Genomic DNA, 18,304 nt, shown 5'->3' with positions numbered 1-18,304 from the left:
GAACCAATTTTCGTTTACTGCCGATGCTTTTACGCCTCTTTCGTCCCTTTATTCTTTCGATCCAGAATAACCAGAACCACAATCAGCGCTGCGAATCCCACGCCGGTTCCCACCCAGCCATTGGCGGTAATTCCGGCTGCCAGATAACCGAGGAAACAGCACGCCGCTACGCACAGCACATACGGGATCTGGGTCGATACGTGGTTGATGTGGTGGCACTGGGCGCCAGCCGACGCAAGGATGGTCGTATCCGAGATCGGGGAAACATGGTCGCCGCAGACCGCACCTGCCAGAATCGAAGCCGTCACGATTGTAAGGCTGTTCATATTTTCAGCGCCAACCACCGCAAATGCAATCGGAAGCAGAATACCGAAGGTACCCCAGGACGTACCAGTCGAGAACGCCAGCCCCGCCGCGATGACGAACATCAGGGCCGGCATCAGGGAGCCGACCAGCGCATTGCCGCCCACTACCTCTTTGACATAGCCGCCGATGTTTAAGTAATCCGCACTGCAGATACCAGACAGAGTCCAGGCAAGGCACAGAATCATGATCGCCGGGATCATCGCCTTGACGCCGATCGTGAAGGATTCACAGAACTCATTGAACCGGATGACACGGCGGATCATGTAAAATACAAAGATAAACACCAGGGTGAAGAAGGAACCAAGCACCAGGCTCAGTGCCGAATCACAGTTGGCGAACGCCTCAACCAGACCAACGCCGTCCAGGATGCCACCTGTATACAGCATACCGCTGACGCAGAACGCAATCAGGACCAGGATCGGAAGAATCAGATCGATAACCTTTCCGTTGCCGGAGATCTCCATCGCCTCCGCCTCGACCGTCGTCTCTTTTCCGGTCTTTTTCACCTGTTCTTCATAGCGTTTCATCGCCGCGAAATCAAAATCGCCTGCTACCAAAAAGAGCATGAAGCAGATCGTGAGAAGCGCATACAGATTAAACGGAATCGTGTGAAGGAACAGACTGAAGCCGTCCACCCCGCTGTCTTCCGGAAGCGAAGAACCGACCGCTGCCGCCCAGCTTGAGATCGGCGCGATGATACAGATCGGCGCCGCCGTCGCATCGATGATGTAGGCTAACTTCGCACGTGTGATCTTGTGCTTGTCCGTCACCGGACGCATAACCGTGCCGACGGTCAGGCAGTTAAAATAGTCATCCACGAAAATCAGCATTCCGAGGAACATGGTTGCAAACAGCGCGCCCTTCTTCGTGCGGATCGCGTGGGACGCCCACTCACCATAAGCCTTCGACGCACCAGACTTTGTGATCAGTGCTACCACGATGCCGAGAAATGCCAGGAAAAGCAGAATGTTGACATTGCCCCCGATCTTCTCGCCCATGATCGCGATCATTGTTTCCACCGCATGAAGCGGATTTGGACCCGTAAATAAAAACGCGCCCGACATAATACCTATCAGCAGAGACAGGTACACCTCTTTCGTAATCAATGCAAGCGCAATGGCTACGATAGGCGGTATTAAAGAAAAAATCGTACCGCTCATAATTACCCCCTTATGGATTATCTGTACACATTCGGGCAAATTCCGCCCGTTTTTGAGCATACTGTATCTACATAATAAATGCCCCCGGGCACTTTGTCCAGCGTGTCCGGGGACATTTTTTCATATTTTCTCTCTTTTTACTTTCTTTTCCTGCTTTTTATTCTGCTTTCTCCAGCTCTGCCAGTTCCAGAGCTGTCGCCTCGTATTTGGCAAGAATGACATTCTGAATCATGTCTCTGGTTCCCGAATTAATCGGGTGGGCAATATCCCGGTATTCTCCATCCGCAGCCTTACGGCTCGGCATAGCAATAAAAAGTCCTTTCTCTCCCTCAATAACCTTGATATCATGAACCACAAATTCATTGTCAAGTGTGATGGATACGATGGCTTTCATCTTACCTTCCTTCTCTATCCGCCGCACTCTTACGTCTGTAATCTGCATACCCATTTACCCCTTCCGTCTGTTCTTTGATGTACCCTATAATGTAAACCGCTCGTTCTTCTCAATGACAATCTTTACATCTTCCGGCGTACCGATGTGCGTCGTGTTGGCGCGGATCGTATCACGGCTCTCTACAATACAATTCTCAATCACTGTATTGTCCCCGATGTAAACATCATTTAAAATAACAGAATTCCGGATGATACAGTTATTGCCTACATATACCTTCTTAAACAGAACCGAGTTCTCCACCGTACCATTTAAGATACAGCCGCTGGATACCAGGCTGTTCTTGACATTTGCACCCGGATTGTATTTTGCCGGCGGAAGATCATCTACCTTGGAGTAGATCTCCGGGTATTCCTTGAAGAAATAGTGGCGTACATCCGGTTTTAGGAAATCCATGTTCGTCTTGTAGTACGAATCAACCGAAGCGATGTTGCTCCAGTAAGTTCCTAACTTATACGCGTAAATGCGTTTGAGGTTCTTATATCTGACTAAAATATCGGTAACAAAATCATACCGATCCTCTGCTGCACAGCGCTCCAGAAGTTCGATGAGCTGACGGCGGCGGATTACATAGATACCGCAGGAGATCATGCTGGAGGTCGCCAGCATCGGTTTTTCCTCAAAATCTGTGATACGTCCGTCATCATTTAACTTCACCAGACCGAAGCGGGTAACGTCCTCCTCCGGAGGCATCTCCTTGCATACTACGGTAATATCCGCTTTCTTTTCAATATGATACTCCAGTACCTTGCCGTAATCCAATTTATAGACACAGTCGCCGCCTGCAATGACCACATACGGCTCATGACTTTTCTTTAAGAAATCGAGGTTCTGATACAGCGCATCTGCGGTACCGCGGTACCAGTCGCTGCTCTCTGCCGTGATCGTCGGTGTGAATACATACATGCCGCCCTGCTTACGTCCGAAATCCCACCACTTGGAAGAACTCAAGTGCTCATTCAGGGAACGGGAGTTGTACTGCGTCAGTACCGCCACACTCTGGATGTGGGAATTGCTCATATTGCTCAGAGCAAAATCGACACTGCGGTAGCTGCCTGCGATAGGCATCGCTGCGATGGCTCTCTTATTGGATAATTCTCTCATTCTCTTGCTGTTGCCGCCAGCTAAAACAATCCCGATCGCTCTCATTGTATTCCACCTGCCTTTATGATATAATCGCCGCTCTCCAGCTCGCCGCCGTGATAATCGTCTGCCGTCGTCACACCGGAAATCGCTGTGTTCCGTCCTATCTTCACTCCATCCGGTATCACGGAGCGCTCTCCGATCGTTACCAGATCGAACTGATATACCTTCTTGTCGTACTTGCTCTCGGCATATTCTCCGACGCCGACCTCGGCATTCTCACCGATGGTAACGTCCTCCGCCACGATCGCCTTATCCACAACCGTGCCAGAGCCGATCGTCGTGCCCTTCATGATGATCGAATCACGGATCACCGCACCTTCTCCGATCGTAACGCCTGCTCCGATGACCGAGTTAATGACTTCGCCGTATACCTCGGTGCCCTCGCCGATGATACTGCGTTCTATCTTGGACTGCTCCGATATAAATTGTGGGGGAATAATATCGCTCTTCGTGTAAATCTTCCAGTATTCTTCATACAGGTTGAACTCCGGAATGATGTCGATCAGTTCCATGTTTGCCTCCCAGTAGGAGCCAAGGGTTCCGACATCTTTCCAGTAGCCGTTGTACTCGTATGCGAAGATACGTTTTCCAGCTGCATGGCAATACGGGATAATGTGCTTTCCAAAATCACATCCAGGCTCGTCCGAGAGCTTGATGAGCGCTTCCTTGAGCACCTTCCAGCTGAATATGTAAATACCCATGGAAGCTAAATTGCTGCGCGGATTCGCCGGTTTCTCCTCAAACTCCGTAATGCGGTTGTTGTCATCGGTTATAACGATACCGAAACGGCTTGCCTCCTCCATCGGAACCTGCATCGCCGCGATCGTCACATCCGCATTGTTTGCTTTGTGGTATTCCAGCATTACCTCGTAGTCCATCTTGTAGATGTGGTCGCCGGACAAAATCAGCACATACTCTGGATTGTACGTTTCCATGTATTCCAGATTCTGGTAGATCGCGTTCGCCGTACCGGTGTACCAATCGCTTCCTTTGCTCCGCTCATACGGCGGAAGTACCGTCACACCACCTACGTTGCGGTCCAGATCCCACGGAATACCGATTCCAATATGTGCATTCAGCCGCAGCGGCTGATACTGGGTCAGAACGCCTACCGTGTCCACTCCCGAATTGATACAGTTACTTAACGGAAAATCGATGATTCGATACTTTCCTCCGAAAGAAACCGCAGGTTTTGCTACTTTTTGAGTTAAGACACCCAGACGACTGCCCTGTCCGCCTGCCAACAGCATAGCTATCATTTCCTTTTTAATCACGATATCACCCCTCGATGCTCACATATAATGTGTATTTTAAACCTGTTTTTATTATAACATACTTCACGAAAATAGTGAACAAATTTTTAATAGAATTTGTCCCAATTTTGTACATTTTCCGACATTTTTCGTTCCTTTTACATAATATTTTCGTAATTCCGGGATGTGGAATCTGAGAGTGAACCTCCCGCGAACTGAAAAAAGCCCTGAATCTGAGACACTTTTGACTCAAAAGCATTTCCGATTCAAGGCTTTTTTACTGTATACTCTTTCTCAATTCTTCCAGACTCATCGAATCTGCAATCCGCGGCAACTCCTCCTGTAAGATATGGACAAAGTCCTGTATATACATCGGATGCATCGCATTCCGATGGCTGACCAGCTCGATCTTTAACTCCCGTCCCAAGTTCCGGATCGGGAACATATAGAGTTCATCCTCCGGTTTACAGGTCTGATTGTGACGGTACGCGGCTGCCAGCAGCATTTTCGGGCACAGCGCCGCACAGATGCCGGACGCGCAGAGCAGAATCTGCGTCTCACTATCACTGATGTTATAGATGACATTAAGCTTTACATTATAACTGTCCAGATATTCCTGAATCGCATGGTTGACTTTTCCGGTCTTGAAACTCTGCGTAAACGGAATGTTGGAAAACCGTTTCAGATCAATCCCATCCTCCATCTGCCGGATCTCCTGCTCGCTAAATTCCCGCCTCAAAAGCTTGGCGGAGATAACCAGGATGATCTCATCCGTCGTCAGGGTCTGGATTTTATAATCCGGATGCGGTGACGTATTGACCCCGATAAATAAATCTACCTGTCCGTTCAACAGGCGTTCCTCCAGAATCTGTGTGTCCTCCTCCGTAAAGGATATATTTACCTTCGGGTAACACTGGTAATATCGCGGCAGCACACGGGGCAGTATGATCGGCGCGCGGGATGTACTGATTCCCAAGGTAAAACCGCCCACCGTCCCCTCCGCTATCCCCGCCAGGCTCCGGCTCATACTCGTCTCCATAATCTGGATATTTAACAGGTTATGAAGCATGATCTCGCCCGCCTGTGTCAGACGGAATTTGGGACGCCGCTCAAACAACACGACATTATACTCTTTTTCCAGCCTCTTTATATGATCGCTGGCGCACTGCTGTGTAATATGAAGCTCATTTGCAGCTTTTGTAATACTCATTTCTCTGGCTACCACCAAAAAAACTTCGAATCCTATTTTCATTGTTTCCTCCGCCAGTTCTCAGTTCTATCTATTTTCTTATTCTAACCAAAAGGAGCCGTAAAAAAACAGCGCATTGACCTTTCAAGTCTCTTCTGCTGTCTTTTCACAGCCCCTTTTTCTTACGTATTTTTCTAATACTTAGTATCCGTACCCCATTAGTCTCGGAAGCCATGTGATGATTCCCGGTACATATGCAAATACAAACAGAAGCAATATTTCCGTCAAAAGGAACGGAAGCGCTCCCTTTACAATCTGTTTAAAATTCAAGCCTGAAATCGAAACCGCCGTAAACAGATTATATCCAAACGGAGGTGTTACGAATCCAACTACCAGGCAAATACAGAACAGCATACCGATGTGGAGTTCATTACATCCGAGTGCAATTCCAACCGGAATTAAAATTGGTGCCAGAATCAGAGTTGCCGCTACGTTATCCATCAGACAGCCTACAATTAAGAGCACTACAACTAGTACGAAGAGATAAAGTGCCTGGCTGCCACCTACGAAGCTGATAAATGCATTGGAAATCACGATTCCGATCTGGGATTTCGATACAACCCAGGAGAACAGGGACGCCGCCGCGATGATGAAATTGACCATTGTCGATGTTTTCAGGGAATTGATCAGGATCTTCGGTAAATCTTTTACTTTCAGTTCTTTCAATGCAAAACCCAGAATCAGCGCATAAACAATGCCGACCGCTGCGGATTCGGTTGGGGTAAAGATACCGCCATAAATACCGCCTAGAATCAGAACCGGAAGTCCCAGAGCGCCCAGCGCTTTCCAGAACAATTTCATGGATTCTTTAAAATCAAACTTCATCGTCTTCGCATGTTTCAGAACCTCCGGATTCCTGTATGCGAATACGACATTGACTAACGATAACGCCAGTGCAATGACAAGTCCCGGGATAACGCCCGCCATGAACATCGCCGGAATCGACAGGTTCATCGTAACGCCGTAAATAATCATCGGAATACTCGGCGGAATGATTGGTCCCAGCGCACCTGCCGATGCAACCAGACCGGCGCTGGTATCTTTTGAATAACCCGCCTTTAACATAGACGGAAGCATGATCGAACCGATCGCCGCTACCGTCGCCGGACCGGAGCCCGTCAGCGCTGCAAAAATCGCGCAGCTGAATACGGTTACAATTCCAAGGCCACCCGGAAGCCAGCCTAAAATACTCTTCGCCCAATCGGTCAGACGTTTGGAAATACCACCGAAATCCATCAGGTTTCCTACCAAGATAAACAGTGGGACTGCAAGCAGTGTGAAGGAGTTAAGACCGTAAATCAGCCGCTGTGCGACTACCAGCATACTCCCCCCCGTTGTCGCCAGATATGCCATTCCGGCAGAAAGGATTGCAAATGCAACCGGAATACCCAAAAGCATCAGACCGAATAATACTACTAATACAAGTGTCATAATACCGGTTTATCCTCCTTTCTCTCTGTCGCTGATACGATCATCGCAATCGCTACAAATGCCTGGAACATCAAAAGGATTCCGCCGACTGCCACGGAGGAATTGATACACCACATCGGGACAGAAAGCGCGGTGCTCAAGTTGGTTCTGGAGCTGTACGCAAGCTTTAAGCCTGCGTACAGCATTACGGTTCCATCAAAAAAGATAACTAATTCAATGATAATATCGACAATTTTTCGAAGTGTTCCATGCATCAGATCCAGGATTGCTGTTACTGTAGCATGTCCGCTTCCCTCAATCAACAAGGAAGCCCCCAGCATATGCATCCAGATAAAGCAGTACCGGGCAAGTTCTTCGCTCCAGGACAATGAATTATTCAGAATGAAGCGGAAAAACACCTGTGCCACACAGGCAACAATCAGGATAATAAAAATCACCATTCCTATGTAACTGACGCACTTATTAATTATGTCTGAAACCTGCTGTAATTTTTTCATGCTGTCAAACCCTCTTTCTGCAATCACCTCTCCGTGCCGGTCAGGGATTTAATCTGATCCACCCACTCAGAACCGATGTAGGATTCCATCTCGTCATAGCACGGCTGTACGGCACTCTGGAATGCCTCTGTATCTACATCCTCAGAGGATACAATCGTCATGCCCTGAGACGTCAGATCCGACTCCATCTTTTCAGCGGTTGCATCGTTATTTTCACGTGTTTCTTTGGCTGCTTCCTGTGCTGCTTCTTTTAAGATCGCCTGATCTTCCTCAGATAAGGACTCATATACGCTGGTAGAAATACATACCGGAAGTGGAGAATAGAACAGGTTTACATTATCAATGTATTTGCAGATATCCGGGAAACCGTTGGTATATAATACACTTAACGGTGCGTCACAGCCATCTACGGTACCCTGCTGCAGAGCGGTTAAAAGCTCGCCCCATGCCATCGGGGTTGCATTTACACCCAGCGCCTTGTAAGCAGACAGATAAATCTTTGTCTCCATGCAGCGGATCTTCAGTCCATTCAAATCGGACGGTGCTTTGATTTCTTTGTCCTTTGTACACAACTGACGGAATCCGCCCTCAGAAAATGCAAGACATGTAACGCCTGTTCCGTCCATATTGTCGATCAGGGACTGACCGAAATCGCCGTCTACGATCTCACGTGCCTGTGCCAGATCGCTAAAAATGAACGGAAGATCCAGTGCGCCGTTTGCCGGTACATAAGAAGAAACATATGCATTCGTCATGACTGCCATGTCGCATGTTCCGGTCTGCATGCCTTCCCACATCTCCGGCTCGGAACCAAGCTGACTGCTCGCATACAGGTTGACTGCAATTCTACCCTCGGATTTCTCTTCCACGATCTCTTTGAACTTGGTTGCAGTAAAGTGATACGGATCATCCGCGTTTGCTGCGGTCGTATAACCGATGCTGAGTGTTGTCTCGGCATTCGGGTTAGCGGTGTTCTCGGCTGCCGCCTGTGTTCCTGCCGCCGCTGCCTGTGTGGTACCACCTGCCTGTCCGCCGCCGCACGCTGTCATGCTGAGCGCTGTCACTGCTGCTAATGCCCCTGCCAATACTCTGTCTTTCCTCATAATGTAAAATCCTCCTTCTAAAAAATGTGCATTTATATAAATTTATCTGCATACCACTTCTTCCGGTACCTTCTGGACCATGTCCCGTATCTGTGCTTCCGCAATCCCACAGGTCAGCATCACGGCGATAAACCGTTTCAATTCCGAAACGGGTGTCGGCGCCCCTTTCTGCCCTCGGTCCGTTGCCAGATATACGTGTCCACTTCCAACGGTCCGAATCGTCTCTGCCATCTCTTCCGGCATCACACTTTTCTGTGCCAGATTAAACCAGTTCTTCTCAATCACAACCCCCAGCTTCGCCAGTTCCGCCTGATCGTCTCTTCCTATCCTCGTCCTTGGAAACTCTGGATGTGTCAAAATCATATTGACCCCCCGTTTCCGTCCTTCCCTGCATAAAATCAGGGATTCCTCCGGGCTGATATGTCCTGTTGCCAGAAATGCGTCTTTTTCCTTGATAGCATCCATGATGTCGTAGACGCATTCTTTTAATGTTCCATCCTGTTCCAGAATGGTAATACCCCTGCGGTCGAAGAAATCTCCCTCCATGTTTCCGAATACTAGGCTGTTTTTCGCATCCCGGGTCGGCATCCATACAATTTTTGCCCCCGCCCGCAATGCATTTTTCACCGCGTATACATTCAAGCCGCCCGCCGGGCAGTTGAGGCAGAGCCCGCCATACGCTTTCGCCTTACAGCCGCTGTAGCGGTTGATCAGTTCTGCCCGCAAAGCCGTTGATTCATAATGACTTTTCAGCATCACTCCCGCCATTCCTGCCGCGTCTGCCTCCCGGATCAACTGGAATCCATCCAATTCTCTCGGAAAAACAGAGGGCGATGAATGTACATGTAAATCGTACGCACCTTTCAGAAGCTCTTCCGCTTTTTTATTTGCGTCAAGTTCAGTCATAATTCTTCTGTCTACACCCTTTCCGTTTGATAGACTCTTTGAAAGTATTCCGCGGTTTTCTTTCTTTATCCCCATTCTAACACCGGGCATTTGTCTCTGTAAAACAAGTATTCACAGAGTTGACACAATACCCAGCTTGTTTTCTGCCCTTTCCTTCTGTTTTTGCATTTGTTTCTGTTAATTTTTAAAGCTGTCACTTTTTATACGGGCAGGTTTCTTCCCCCGCAAATTTCCCTCCGTCCCTTGAATCTACAAGAAAAATACAGTATAATGAAAGTTAAACACGGTCTGCACACTGCAGGGCAGTCCGCATGAGAAAGTTTATTTTGCAAAATAAGGAGTTTACTGAGATGAATTTAACCACTGTAAGAGAAATTTACCGTTCCAGAGAGACGTATCTGGACAAAGAAGTTCAGATCGGCGGCTGGGTACGAAGCGTGCGCGGTTCCAAGAACTTTGGCTTCATCGTTGTGAGCGATGGCAGCTACTTTGAGACGCTTCAGGTTGTTTACCATGATACAATGCCGAACTTTGCGGAGATCTCCAAGTTAAACGTAGGCGCATCCATTATCGTAAAAGGTACCCTGGTTGCGACCCCGGAGGCAAAGCAGCCGTTCGAGATTCAGGCGACCGAGGTAGCCGTTGAGGGACCGTCCGCTTCGGATTATCCGCTTCAGAAGAAACGCCACAGCCTTGAGTATCTGCGTACCATCTCCCACCTGCGTCCGAGAACTAACACCTTCCAGGCTGTGTTCCGTGTACGTTCCCTGGCAGCTTACGCGATCCATCAGTATTTCCAGGAGCGCGATTTCGTGTATGTCCACACTCCACTGATTACCGCAAGTGACTGCGAGGGCGCCGGTGAGATGTTCCAGGTTACCACGATGGATCTGAACAATGTTCCGAAAAAGGACGACGGCACGGTTGACTACTCTCAGGATTTCTTCGGAAAACCAACTAACTTAACTGTCAGCGGTCAGTTAAACGGCGAGACCTACGCGATGGCATTCCGCAATATCTACACCTTCGGGCCGACCTTCCGCGCAGAGAACTCCAACACGACCCGTCATGCAGCTGAGTTCTGGATGATCGAGCCGGAGATGGCATTTGCGGATCTGAACGACAACATGGAAGTTGCTGAGGATATGTTAAAATATGTCATCCGCTACGTCTTAGAGCACGCACCGGAAGAGATGAATTTCTTCAACCAGTTCATCGACAAGGGACTCCTTGACCGCTTAAACCACGTATTAAATTCCGAGTTCGGTCATGTAACCTACACCGAGGCCGTCCGCATCCTCGAAGAGCACAACGACGAATTCGACTACAAGGTATTCTGGGGCTGTGACTTACAGACCGAGCATGAGCGCTACTTAACCGAGAAGATCTTCCAGAAACCGGTCTTCGTTACCGATTATCCGAAGGAGATCAAGGCATTCTACATGAAGATGAACGAGGACGGCAAGACCGTTGCAGCGATGGACTGTCTCGTACCGGGCATCGGCGAGATCATCGGCGGCAGCCAGCGTGAGGACAGCTTAGAGAAGCTAGAGGCGCGTATGGACGAGCTTGGACTCAAGAAGGAGGACTACGATTTCTATCTGGATCTGCGTAAATACGGTTCCGCAAGACACTCCGGATTTGGTCTTGGATTCGAGCGCTGCGTGATGTACTTAACCGGCGTTTCCAACATCCGCGATGTCATTCCGTTCCCGAGAACCGTAAACAACTGTGAACTGTAAACAATAAGCAACTATGGGGCTGTCGCAAATACTGGAATCTGCTTTCTGCTATTTGCAGCAGTCCCTTTTCTATTATTATTTCAATATGTACATACGGAGTGACAGACTCCTGAAAGGGGGAGAGAATGTGAAATTTATCCATACCGGCGATATCCACTGGGGCATGTCCCCGGACAGCGACAAGCCTTGGAGCCGGGAGCGCAGCCGCGATATCCGCGATACGTTTACCGCCATCATCGCCAAGGCAAAGGAACTGCGCGTGGACTGCCTGTTCATCGCGGGGGATCTGTTCCACCGCCAGCCGCTGCTGCGCGACCTGAAAGAGGTCAATTACCTGTTTTCCACGATCCCGCAGACACAGGTTATCATCATCGCGGGCAATCACGACCGGATCCGCAAAAATTCAGCTGTTTTAAGCTTTTCTTGGGCTTCCAACGTGACGTTTCTGGAAAGTGAGGATGTCTCATCCGTCTATTTTGAGGATATCAACACCGAGGTGACCGGCTTTTCTTACTATACTGCGGAGATCCCGGAGCCGCGCCTCGATACTCTTGAAGCGCCGGAGGATGGAAAAATCCACATTCTGCTGGGGCACGGCGGCGACGCGAACCACGTCCCGATTGACCGGGCGGCGCTGGCTTCCTCCGGATTTTCGTATATCGCACTGGGGCACATCCACAGGCCAGAGATCCTACTGGACAAAAAGATGGCATACTGCGGTTCCCCGGAGCCGCTTGATAAGACCGAGACCGGCAGGCACGGCATCCTTTACGGCGAGATCGACCCGGAAAGCTGTCAGGTAACGACACTGGACTTTATTCCGATGGCGAAGCTCCGCTACATCCCGCTCATCGTCCGCGTCACGCCGGATACGACCAACACGGAGCTGTACTTAAAAATCGCCCATGAGATCGAACAGCGCGGCAATGACAATATTTTCCGCTTCAAGGTGCAGGGCATGCGCGATCCCGATATTTCCTTCGATCTGGACGCCTTAAAGCTGCGTTTCCGCATCGCGGATATCATCGATGAGACGGAACCGCAATACGATTTTTCCGCCCTGTTTGCCGAGCATCCAAGCGATATGATCGGCTTTTACATCCAGGCACTGAAAAAACCGGACATGAGTCCGGTGGAGAAAAAGGCGCTGTTTTACGGCATCCACGCCCTGCTTCTCACCACCGATGAAAGGAGTTAGCTTCCATGCGTTTTCTTGATCTTTATATCAGTGGGTTTGGAAAATTTCATGACACAGCCGTCTCCTTTGAGGACGGGTTAAACGTCATTTACGGTAAAAATGAAGCCGGCAAATCCACGATCCACACCTTTATCCGCGGCATGCTCTTCGGCATCGAGCGTCAGAGGGGGCGCGCCGCCAGAAACGACATCTACAGCAAATATGAGCCGTGGGAAAACAGCGGCACCTACGAGGGGCAGCTCCGGCTTGAATCCGACGACGGCACCATTTACCGGATCGAGCGCTCGTTCCAGAAAAATAAGAAGGAATTTACCGTCATCAACGAGACGACCGGACGCGAGGAACCGGACGGCCGCGCCGTTTTGCAGGAAATTTTGGGCGGCATGAGTGAAACCATGTACAACAACACCATCAGCATCAGCCAGTTAAAGAGTGCGACCGATGAAGGCATGGTTTCAGAACTGAAAAACTATATTGCTAACATGAATACCTCTGGCAATATGGCGCTCAATATCACTAAGGCGACCGCCTATCTGAAAAATCAGCGCAAACAATTTGAATCCCAGTTAAGCCCGGAGGCTTCGGTCAACTATACCTCCCTTCTTAGCGAGATCCGCGCGCTGGAACGCGAGCTTTCTTCGCCAAAATATGAGAATCAGTTACAGGAATACTCAAAACTGCGTGACTCGGTCCGAAATGAACTGGAACATCAGAAAATAGAAAAAGAAGATTTATCCGACCGGCTGCAGAAGAGCCGTCAGGTACTGGATGAGTTTTCCTTTACGGACGAGGCGTCCATCGAGGCGTACCGCAGTCAGGCTGAAACACTCTACCAGGACTATCAGCATGCACAGGTGTCTTCCTCCAGCAAGGGATCCCGGTTTTTCCAGGTGTTTTTCTTTGTCGCAGCAGCAATTTGCGCTATCTGCGCGGCATACTGCGGATATCTGGCGTTCTTCCCGCTTCCGTCCCCGTGGCTGGGAGCTGGTCCCACCGCCCTCATATTTGGCGTCGCCGCTCTTGTGCTTCTCATGCTGGGAATCTGCGTCACACGGCACCGGAGCCGCCGCAGGCAGGAGGCGGAGAAAAGTGCCTCTGTTTTATCGGAGATTTTGCGCCGCCACCTGGGCGAATCCGAGATTTCGGATGAATCCATGAAGCTTTTGTCCCAGCGGCTGGACCGCTTCATCACGCTCTGCCACGCCGTTACAAACTCGGAGGATTCACTGGTAAAACGTTCCGAACAGATCTCGGCGCTGATGGCAAAGCAGAATGACTGCAGCCTTGTCATCGAGGAACAACAGCGCGTCCAGTGGGAGTTAGAGAAAAAGCTGGAGCACCTATCTGCCTGCAAAGACCGGGCAGCGGCGCTCAAACACATTTTAAATGAAAATGAGCGCATCCATCAGGAGATCGCCTCCGTGGATCTGGCGCTTGATACCTTAAAAGAGCTTTCCACGACCATCCGGGATTCTTTCGGCCTGTACTTAAATAAGACTGCGTCCGACCTGATCGCCGGAATTACCGGCGGAATTTATTCCAGCATCAGCATCGATGAGAACCTGAATGCGTTTTTAAACACCCGCCGGAAACTGATCCCGCTTGAACAGGTCAGCAGCGGCACCGCCGACCAGATCTATCTGGCGCTGCGCCTCGCCGCCGCCCACTTTATCCAGGGCGATGCAGACAGGCTGCCGCTCATCTTTGACGACAGCTTCGTCCTCTACGACGACGAGCGCCTGAGAACCGTCCTCAAATGGCTGCCAACCGCCTATTCCGGGCAGATTCTTGTATTTACTTGTCATGAGAGGGAGATGCGGGTGCTGAAGGAAGAAGGAGCTGCGGTGCATGAAGTGCGGTTGTAGGACTCTTTTCGTACATAACCGTGACATTGCCTGTTTCCTATGACATTAAAAAGAACGCCATTTTCTGACATGTATTGGTCCGGAAATGACGTTCTTTTTGTTTCTATTTTAAAGGTCTATTTTTAGTCCCGTATTCCCGCCCGATACTTCGCCAGCAGCTTATTGATACGTCCAGTCGGATTTAACAGCTCGCTTAAGGAGGCATCGTGGTTCAGGTTATCGATGATGAGCGCGATGTATTTGCTCATATCGACGCTGATATAGTACGGTCTGGAGAGAAGCTCCGGTGTCTGGTATACCAGGTTGGTGGTCAGGACGCGGTCGATCAGACCGTTCTCATAGTACTCGTCAAACTTCTGCAGTCCGTTGGTAAACAGACCGAAGGTCGCGCACACGAATACCTTTCTCGCCTTGCGGCTCTTTAATTCCTTCGCTACATCTAACATGCTCTCGCCAGAGGAGATCATATCATCGATGATCAGGACATCCTTGCCCTCTACGCTGGATCCCAAGAACTCATGGGCAACGATCGGGTTGCGTCCGTTGACGATCCTGGTGTAATCGCGGCGTTTGTAGAACATACCCATGTCGAGTCCCAGCACGTTGGAGAAGAAGACAGCGCGGGACATGCCGCCCTCATCCGGGCTGATGACCATCATGTGATCGCTGTCGATCTCCAGCTCTTTCTCATTTTTCAGCAGATATTTGATAAACTGGTAAATCGGCTGAACGGTCTCAAAACCCTTGAGCGGAATCGCGTTCTGGACACGCGGATCGTGTGCGTCAAAGGTAATGATATTCTCAACGCCCATATCTACCAGCTCTTCCAGTGCCAGCGCGCAGTCTAAGGACTCACGGCCGGAGCGCTTATGCTGGCGGCTCTCATACAGGAACGGCATGATTACGTTGATACGGCGTGCCTTTCCGCCTGCTGCCGCAATGACACGTTTCAGATCCTGATAATGATCATCCGGGGACATATGGTTTACCATGCCGCACAGAGAATATGTCTGGCTGTAGTTGCAGACATCCACGATCAGATACAGATCATCGCCGCGCACCGACGCCTTGATCTCGCCCTTTGCCTCGCCGGAACCAAATCTCGGTGTGTTTGCCCCGATGATGTAGGAGTCTCTCTGATAACCTGAAAATGCGATCGTCGTCTTGTGCTCGCTCTCGCGCTCATTTCTCCAGTCCACCAGATATTTGTCTACCTTGCCTACCAGTTCCTCACATCCCTTTAATGGAATCAGTCCCAGCGGACCTACCGGTATCGTCTCAATGATTTTCTCTTCGTACAGCATTTTCCATTTTCCTCCAGCCTGTTTACTCTCTGTTAATTCGCTTTTTTTGCATATGTTAGCGCATTCTAACGTCTCTTTTATATCATTATGTCCCTTATAAGTCAACCCATTACCGGTTTTCCAGCTTTTTTCGTATCCGGATATCCTCGCCGTAGAGCGGAATGATCTGATACTGGCTTATGATCCGTGACATGACGCGGTCGGTAAACTCGTCGCGCATCTCATTGACCGGCAGATTGGTGGAAATGATCGTGCCTTTCTTCCGGTTTAAGCGCTCGTTGACCACATAGAAGAGCTGGGAAGTCGTAAACGTATTCACCAGTTCCGTCCCCAGATCGTCGATGATCAGCAGATCGCACTCTAATAAATACTGGGAGCGGTCGCGATCCTCATCGGTCGCATCATTTGCGAAGCGGTCCCTTGAAAATATCTCATACATCTCCACCGCTGGGAGATACACGACGCTGAAACAGCGCTCAATCAGCTCTTTCGCGATGCAGTTGCTTAAAAACGTCTTTCCAAGCCCCGTTTTTCCGGTAAATAAGATATTTCCCTTTTCTTCTTTAAATCCGTCCACATAGCGGTGGCAGAACGCCGTCACCTGCTCCATATACGCGCGGGCAGTCTTGCCGCTACGCGGATCGATCTTCGTGTCATCAAAATAATCATAGGAAAAATGAGAAAAATTCTCCCGCTCCAGCACTTCCCGGATATTCGACTGGGCGTATAACAGATCGATCTCCCGCTGACGGAAACAGTGGCATTTTATGCCGTCTTTGTACCCGGTATCCTTACAGTCCGGACAATTATACTGCATCTCCAGATAGTCTGCCGGATAGCCGTAGGCGCTCATCAGCACCTGGCGCTGCTCTTTCAGGTCTGCGATTGTCCCTCGCAAACGTTTCACCGCGTCCGCATCGCCCGCCAGAAGCTCTTTCGCGCTCTTAACCGCCGCGGCGGCGATCGCGTCGTTCATCTCCCGGACCGCCGGTATTTTCTCATAGACCTCGTCAACCCGCGCGTCCAGCTCATGTTTCTTCTGAAGCTGTGTCCGGTTATAAACACGCATGATCGATTCATACTGCGAATTACTGAGTGCCATCGTCCCCTCCTGTCTTCTGCGCTCCGTTTATCATGCTCCATACCATCTCGTCGTAATCATATCCGTGTTCCTCCAGATTGTGGAACCGGTTGGAAGAACGGCTGCTGCCTGCAGACGCCTGCCGGCGCTTCGCCCCGCCTTCTTCCTTCCGTTTTTTATCTAGCTCTGACACATCCCGGAAGCTCTTGACCCCGGCATTTTTCCAATCCCGCAGGATCTTGTCTGCATAGTCAAACGACGGTTTATGTATCTGCCGGATCGTGCGGCTGCACGCCTCGACGATCAGCTCGCGCGTGAAACCGTACTCCCAGAACCATTTTTCGATAAATTCACTCTCGACCTCCGCCGGGCTCCGGTCCGAAAGCCCCATCGCCCGCATAACCGCGAATGAACCCTTCGTGTAGCCCCTGCCGCTCGCTTTCGCCTGTTCCACATCCTTGATGCCGCGCTTATGCCAGCCGAGCGCCACCTTTTCCATATAGCGCAGGCTGGTGTGATGGTTCTGCACGCAGTACTCAATCAGGTATTCCAGCAATTCCCCGGAAAATCCCAGATTCGAATAGAGATTTCCAAGAATCTGGCAGTCCGTCGGTGTGAGCAGCTTGTTTAAATACTGCTGGGCAATATAAATGAGCTGCTTAAACGACTCATCCGAGGTCAGGCGTGACATATCGCAGGCTGCGGCTTCCCGGGCGGCAGTTTTTGTAGATGGCGCAAAGGAACCAGCGCCTGCCAGGGATTCCGTTGAAGCAAAAACCGGTGAAATTTGCTGTCCCGGCGTCTCCTGAAACGATCGCTGTGCCTCTTCACCGACTTCCGTTCCCAGCACCCCGGCTCTCTGCCAGTATGCCAGCGCGCGCTGCACGTCCGCCTCCGTGTGGTTGAGCGCGTCCGCGATCTGTCCGATCGAGACTTCCTCCTGCTGGTGGCGGAGCAGGTACAGATATACCTTCACATATTCTCCACTGGCTCCCGCCATATATGTATCAATAAATACGTCCGGAACCGGCGTCGCGCCCACCGCCAGCCGGTTTTTGAATCCTATTCCCATCGTCTAATTTCCCTCTTAGCCATTCTGTGTCCTCACATTTCCTGTTACCATTTATCTATCAGCAGCCTGCGGCTGTGTAAACCATTCAAACTGCTGTATTTTACTTTTATTTTGAAATATTCTCTATTTGTTCCATCCAAATCTTCCTGTTTTCTTACTTTTCCACCGTTTTGATTTTGTTTCCGGACTTTTCCACAATTTTGCTCCGGACAAGACAGTTTTCATCCATTTATCACAGGTTCACTGCGTCTGTTCCTATCATAACATACCTTTTTTTAAAAAGAAATACTCCTAATTATGGTTCGCGGCCGACACTTTTAGACCAATTTTTCCACTATTTTGATTGTGGATAATGTGGATAATGTGGAAAAAGCCTTCAAAAATCCTCAAAAAATAACCCTTCCTCCGACAAAATCCTTATTTTATCAACATTTTCGGCATTTCCCCATTTCCGCATTTAGGCGCAAAAAATCCACATAG

The 18,304-nt window shown here is 49.8% G+C and carries 15 protein-coding genes; 3 read left to right on the top strand and 12 right to left on the bottom strand.

Features of this window, described 5'->3' with window-relative positions:
* Nucleotides 1–29: 29 nt before the first annotated feature.
* From DWX68_RS13215 to DWX68_RS13175, 9 genes are all read right to left on the bottom strand, one after another.
* Nucleotides 30–1,526: a Na+/H+ antiporter NhaC family protein gene (locus DWX68_RS13215; RefSeq protein WP_118466986.1), complete on the bottom strand. Its 1,497-nt coding sequence runs from the start codon at nucleotides 1,524–1,526 to the stop codon at nucleotides 30–32.
* 157 nt (nucleotides 1,527–1,683) lie between these two features.
* Nucleotides 1,684–1,968, bottom strand: coding sequence for a septation regulator SpoVG (spoVG, locus tag DWX68_RS13210; RefSeq protein ID WP_118467740.1), 285 nt, complete (start codon nucleotides 1,966–1,968; stop codon nucleotides 1,684–1,686).
* Between the two features lie 36 nt (nucleotides 1,969–2,004).
* Nucleotides 2,005–3,126 carry a glucose-1-phosphate adenylyltransferase subunit GlgD gene (gene glgD, locus DWX68_RS13205; protein WP_022359575.1) on the bottom strand — a complete coding sequence of 374 codons (1,122 nt, stop codon included), beginning with the start codon at nucleotides 3,124–3,126 and terminating at the stop codon, nucleotides 2,005–2,007.
* Entirely contained in the window at nucleotides 3,123–4,397 is a 1,275-nt protein-coding gene (locus tag DWX68_RS13200) for a glucose-1-phosphate adenylyltransferase (protein WP_118629828.1), read from the bottom strand. The genes glgD and DWX68_RS13200 overlap by 4 nt, the downstream gene beginning before the upstream one ends.
* Before the next feature lie 256 nt (nucleotides 4,398–4,653).
* On the bottom strand, nucleotides 4,654–5,628 hold the full coding sequence (locus DWX68_RS13195) for a LysR family transcriptional regulator (protein ID WP_118629826.1): 975 nt from the start codon (nucleotides 5,626–5,628) through the stop codon (nucleotides 4,654–4,656).
* A gap of 138 nt (nucleotides 5,629–5,766) precedes the next feature.
* Complete coding sequence (locus tag DWX68_RS13190) at nucleotides 5,767–7,056, bottom strand: TRAP transporter large permease (RefSeq protein ID WP_243027794.1); 1,290 nt, start codon at nucleotides 7,054–7,056, stop codon at nucleotides 5,767–5,769.
* Complete coding sequence (locus tag DWX68_RS13185; protein ID WP_118482238.1) at nucleotides 7,053–7,553, bottom strand: TRAP transporter small permease; 501 nt, start codon at nucleotides 7,551–7,553, stop codon at nucleotides 7,053–7,055. The genes DWX68_RS13190 and DWX68_RS13185 overlap by 4 nt, the downstream gene beginning before the upstream one ends.
* Before the next feature lie 23 nt (nucleotides 7,554–7,576).
* The gene (locus DWX68_RS13180) at nucleotides 7,577–8,656 is read right to left on the bottom strand and encodes a TRAP transporter substrate-binding protein (protein WP_118482237.1); all 1,080 of its coding nucleotides are present in this window, start codon (nucleotides 8,654–8,656) and stop codon (nucleotides 7,577–7,579) included.
* A 42-nt stretch (nucleotides 8,657–8,698) separates the two neighbouring features.
* Complete coding sequence (locus DWX68_RS13175; protein ID WP_107001705.1) at nucleotides 8,699–9,562, bottom strand: DUF6282 family protein; 864 nt, start codon at nucleotides 9,560–9,562, stop codon at nucleotides 8,699–8,701.
* A gap of 350 nt (nucleotides 9,563–9,912) precedes the next feature.
* Between DWX68_RS13175 and asnS the strand changes: the two genes are divergently transcribed.
* From asnS to DWX68_RS13160, 3 genes are all read left to right on the top strand, one after another.
* Entirely contained in the window at nucleotides 9,913–11,304 is a 1,392-nt protein-coding gene (gene asnS, locus DWX68_RS13170) for an asparagine--tRNA ligase (RefSeq protein WP_107001706.1), read from the top strand.
* Between the two features lie 127 nt (nucleotides 11,305–11,431).
* Nucleotides 11,432–12,502: a DNA repair exonuclease gene (locus tag DWX68_RS13165; RefSeq protein ID WP_118473002.1), complete on the top strand. Its 1,071-nt coding sequence runs from the start codon at nucleotides 11,432–11,434 to the stop codon at nucleotides 12,500–12,502.
* 5 nt (nucleotides 12,503–12,507) lie between these two features.
* Nucleotides 12,508–14,367, top strand: a complete 1,860-nt coding sequence (locus DWX68_RS13160) for an AAA family ATPase (RefSeq protein ID WP_118629822.1) — start codon at nucleotides 12,508–12,510, stop codon at nucleotides 14,365–14,367.
* Nucleotides 14,368–14,489: 122 nt separating this feature from the next.
* Here the strand turns inward: DWX68_RS13160 and DWX68_RS13155 are convergent, their stop codons facing one another.
* From DWX68_RS13155 to DWX68_RS13145, 3 genes are all read right to left on the bottom strand, one after another.
* Nucleotides 14,490–15,671, bottom strand: a complete 1,182-nt coding sequence (locus DWX68_RS13155) for a ribose-phosphate pyrophosphokinase (protein ID WP_118466995.1) — start codon at nucleotides 15,669–15,671, stop codon at nucleotides 14,490–14,492.
* Nucleotides 15,672–15,780: 109 nt separating this feature from the next.
* Nucleotides 15,781–16,773 carry an ATP-binding protein gene (locus DWX68_RS13150; RefSeq protein WP_118482233.1) on the bottom strand — a complete coding sequence of 331 codons (993 nt, stop codon included), beginning with the start codon at nucleotides 16,771–16,773 and terminating at the stop codon, nucleotides 15,781–15,783.
* Nucleotides 16,760–17,824, bottom strand: coding sequence for a DnaD domain protein (locus DWX68_RS13145; RefSeq protein ID WP_118492973.1), 1,065 nt, complete (start codon nucleotides 17,822–17,824; stop codon nucleotides 16,760–16,762). The genes DWX68_RS13150 and DWX68_RS13145 overlap by 14 nt, the downstream gene beginning before the upstream one ends.
* Between the last annotated feature and the right edge of the window lie 480 nt (nucleotides 17,825–18,304).

The organism is Clostridium sp. AF20-7 (genome assembly GCF_003479275.1).
Lineage (GTDB): Bacteria > Bacillota > Clostridia > Lachnospirales > Lachnospiraceae > Otoolea > Otoolea fessa.
The sequence above is the reverse complement of the archived record's forward strand: the minus strand, read 5'-3'. Positions and strand labels throughout refer to the sequence as shown.

What these genes read in the sequence shown, in the direction of transcription:
- DWX68_RS13215 (WP_118466986.1), bottom strand. Translation starts at nt 1,526, where the DNA reads ATGAGCGGTACGATTTTTTCTTTAATACCGCCTATCGTAGCCATTGCG.
- spoVG (WP_118467740.1), bottom strand. Translation starts at nt 1,968, where the DNA reads ATGCAGATTACAGACGTAAGAGTGCGGCGGATAGAGAAGGAAGGTAAG.
- glgD (WP_022359575.1), bottom strand. Translation starts at nt 3,126, where the DNA reads ATGAGAGCGATCGGGATTGTTTTAGCTGGCGGCAACAGCAAGAGAATG.
- DWX68_RS13195 (WP_118629826.1), bottom strand. Translation starts at nt 5,628, where the DNA reads ATGAAAATAGGATTCGAAGTTTTTTTGGTGGTAGCCAGAGAAATGAGT.
- DWX68_RS13190 (WP_243027794.1), bottom strand. Translation starts at nt 7,056, where the DNA reads ATGACACTTGTATTAGTAGTATTATTCGGTCTGATGCTTTTGGGTATT.
- DWX68_RS13185 (WP_118482238.1), bottom strand. Translation starts at nt 7,553, where the DNA reads ATGAAAAAATTACAGCAGGTTTCAGACATAATTAATAAGTGCGTCAGT.
- DWX68_RS13180 (WP_118482237.1), bottom strand. Translation starts at nt 8,656, where the DNA reads ATGAGGAAAGACAGAGTATTGGCAGGGGCATTAGCAGCAGTGACAGCG.
- DWX68_RS13175 (WP_107001705.1), bottom strand. Translation starts at nt 9,562, where the DNA reads ATGACTGAACTTGACGCAAATAAAAAAGCGGAAGAGCTTCTGAAAGGT.
- asnS (WP_107001706.1), top strand. Translation starts at nt 9,913, where the DNA reads ATGAATTTAACCACTGTAAGAGAAATTTACCGTTCCAGAGAGACGTAT.
- DWX68_RS13160 (WP_118629822.1), top strand. Translation starts at nt 12,508, where the DNA reads ATGCGTTTTCTTGATCTTTATATCAGTGGGTTTGGAAAATTTCATGAC.
- DWX68_RS13155 (WP_118466995.1), bottom strand. Translation starts at nt 15,671, where the DNA reads ATGCTGTACGAAGAGAAAATCATTGAGACGATACCGGTAGGTCCGCTG.
- DWX68_RS13150 (WP_118482233.1), bottom strand. Translation starts at nt 16,773, where the DNA reads ATGGCACTCAGTAATTCGCAGTATGAATCGATCATGCGTGTTTATAAC.
- DWX68_RS13145 (WP_118492973.1), bottom strand. Translation starts at nt 17,824, where the DNA reads ATGGGAATAGGATTCAAAAACCGGCTGGCGGTGGGCGCGACGCCGGTT.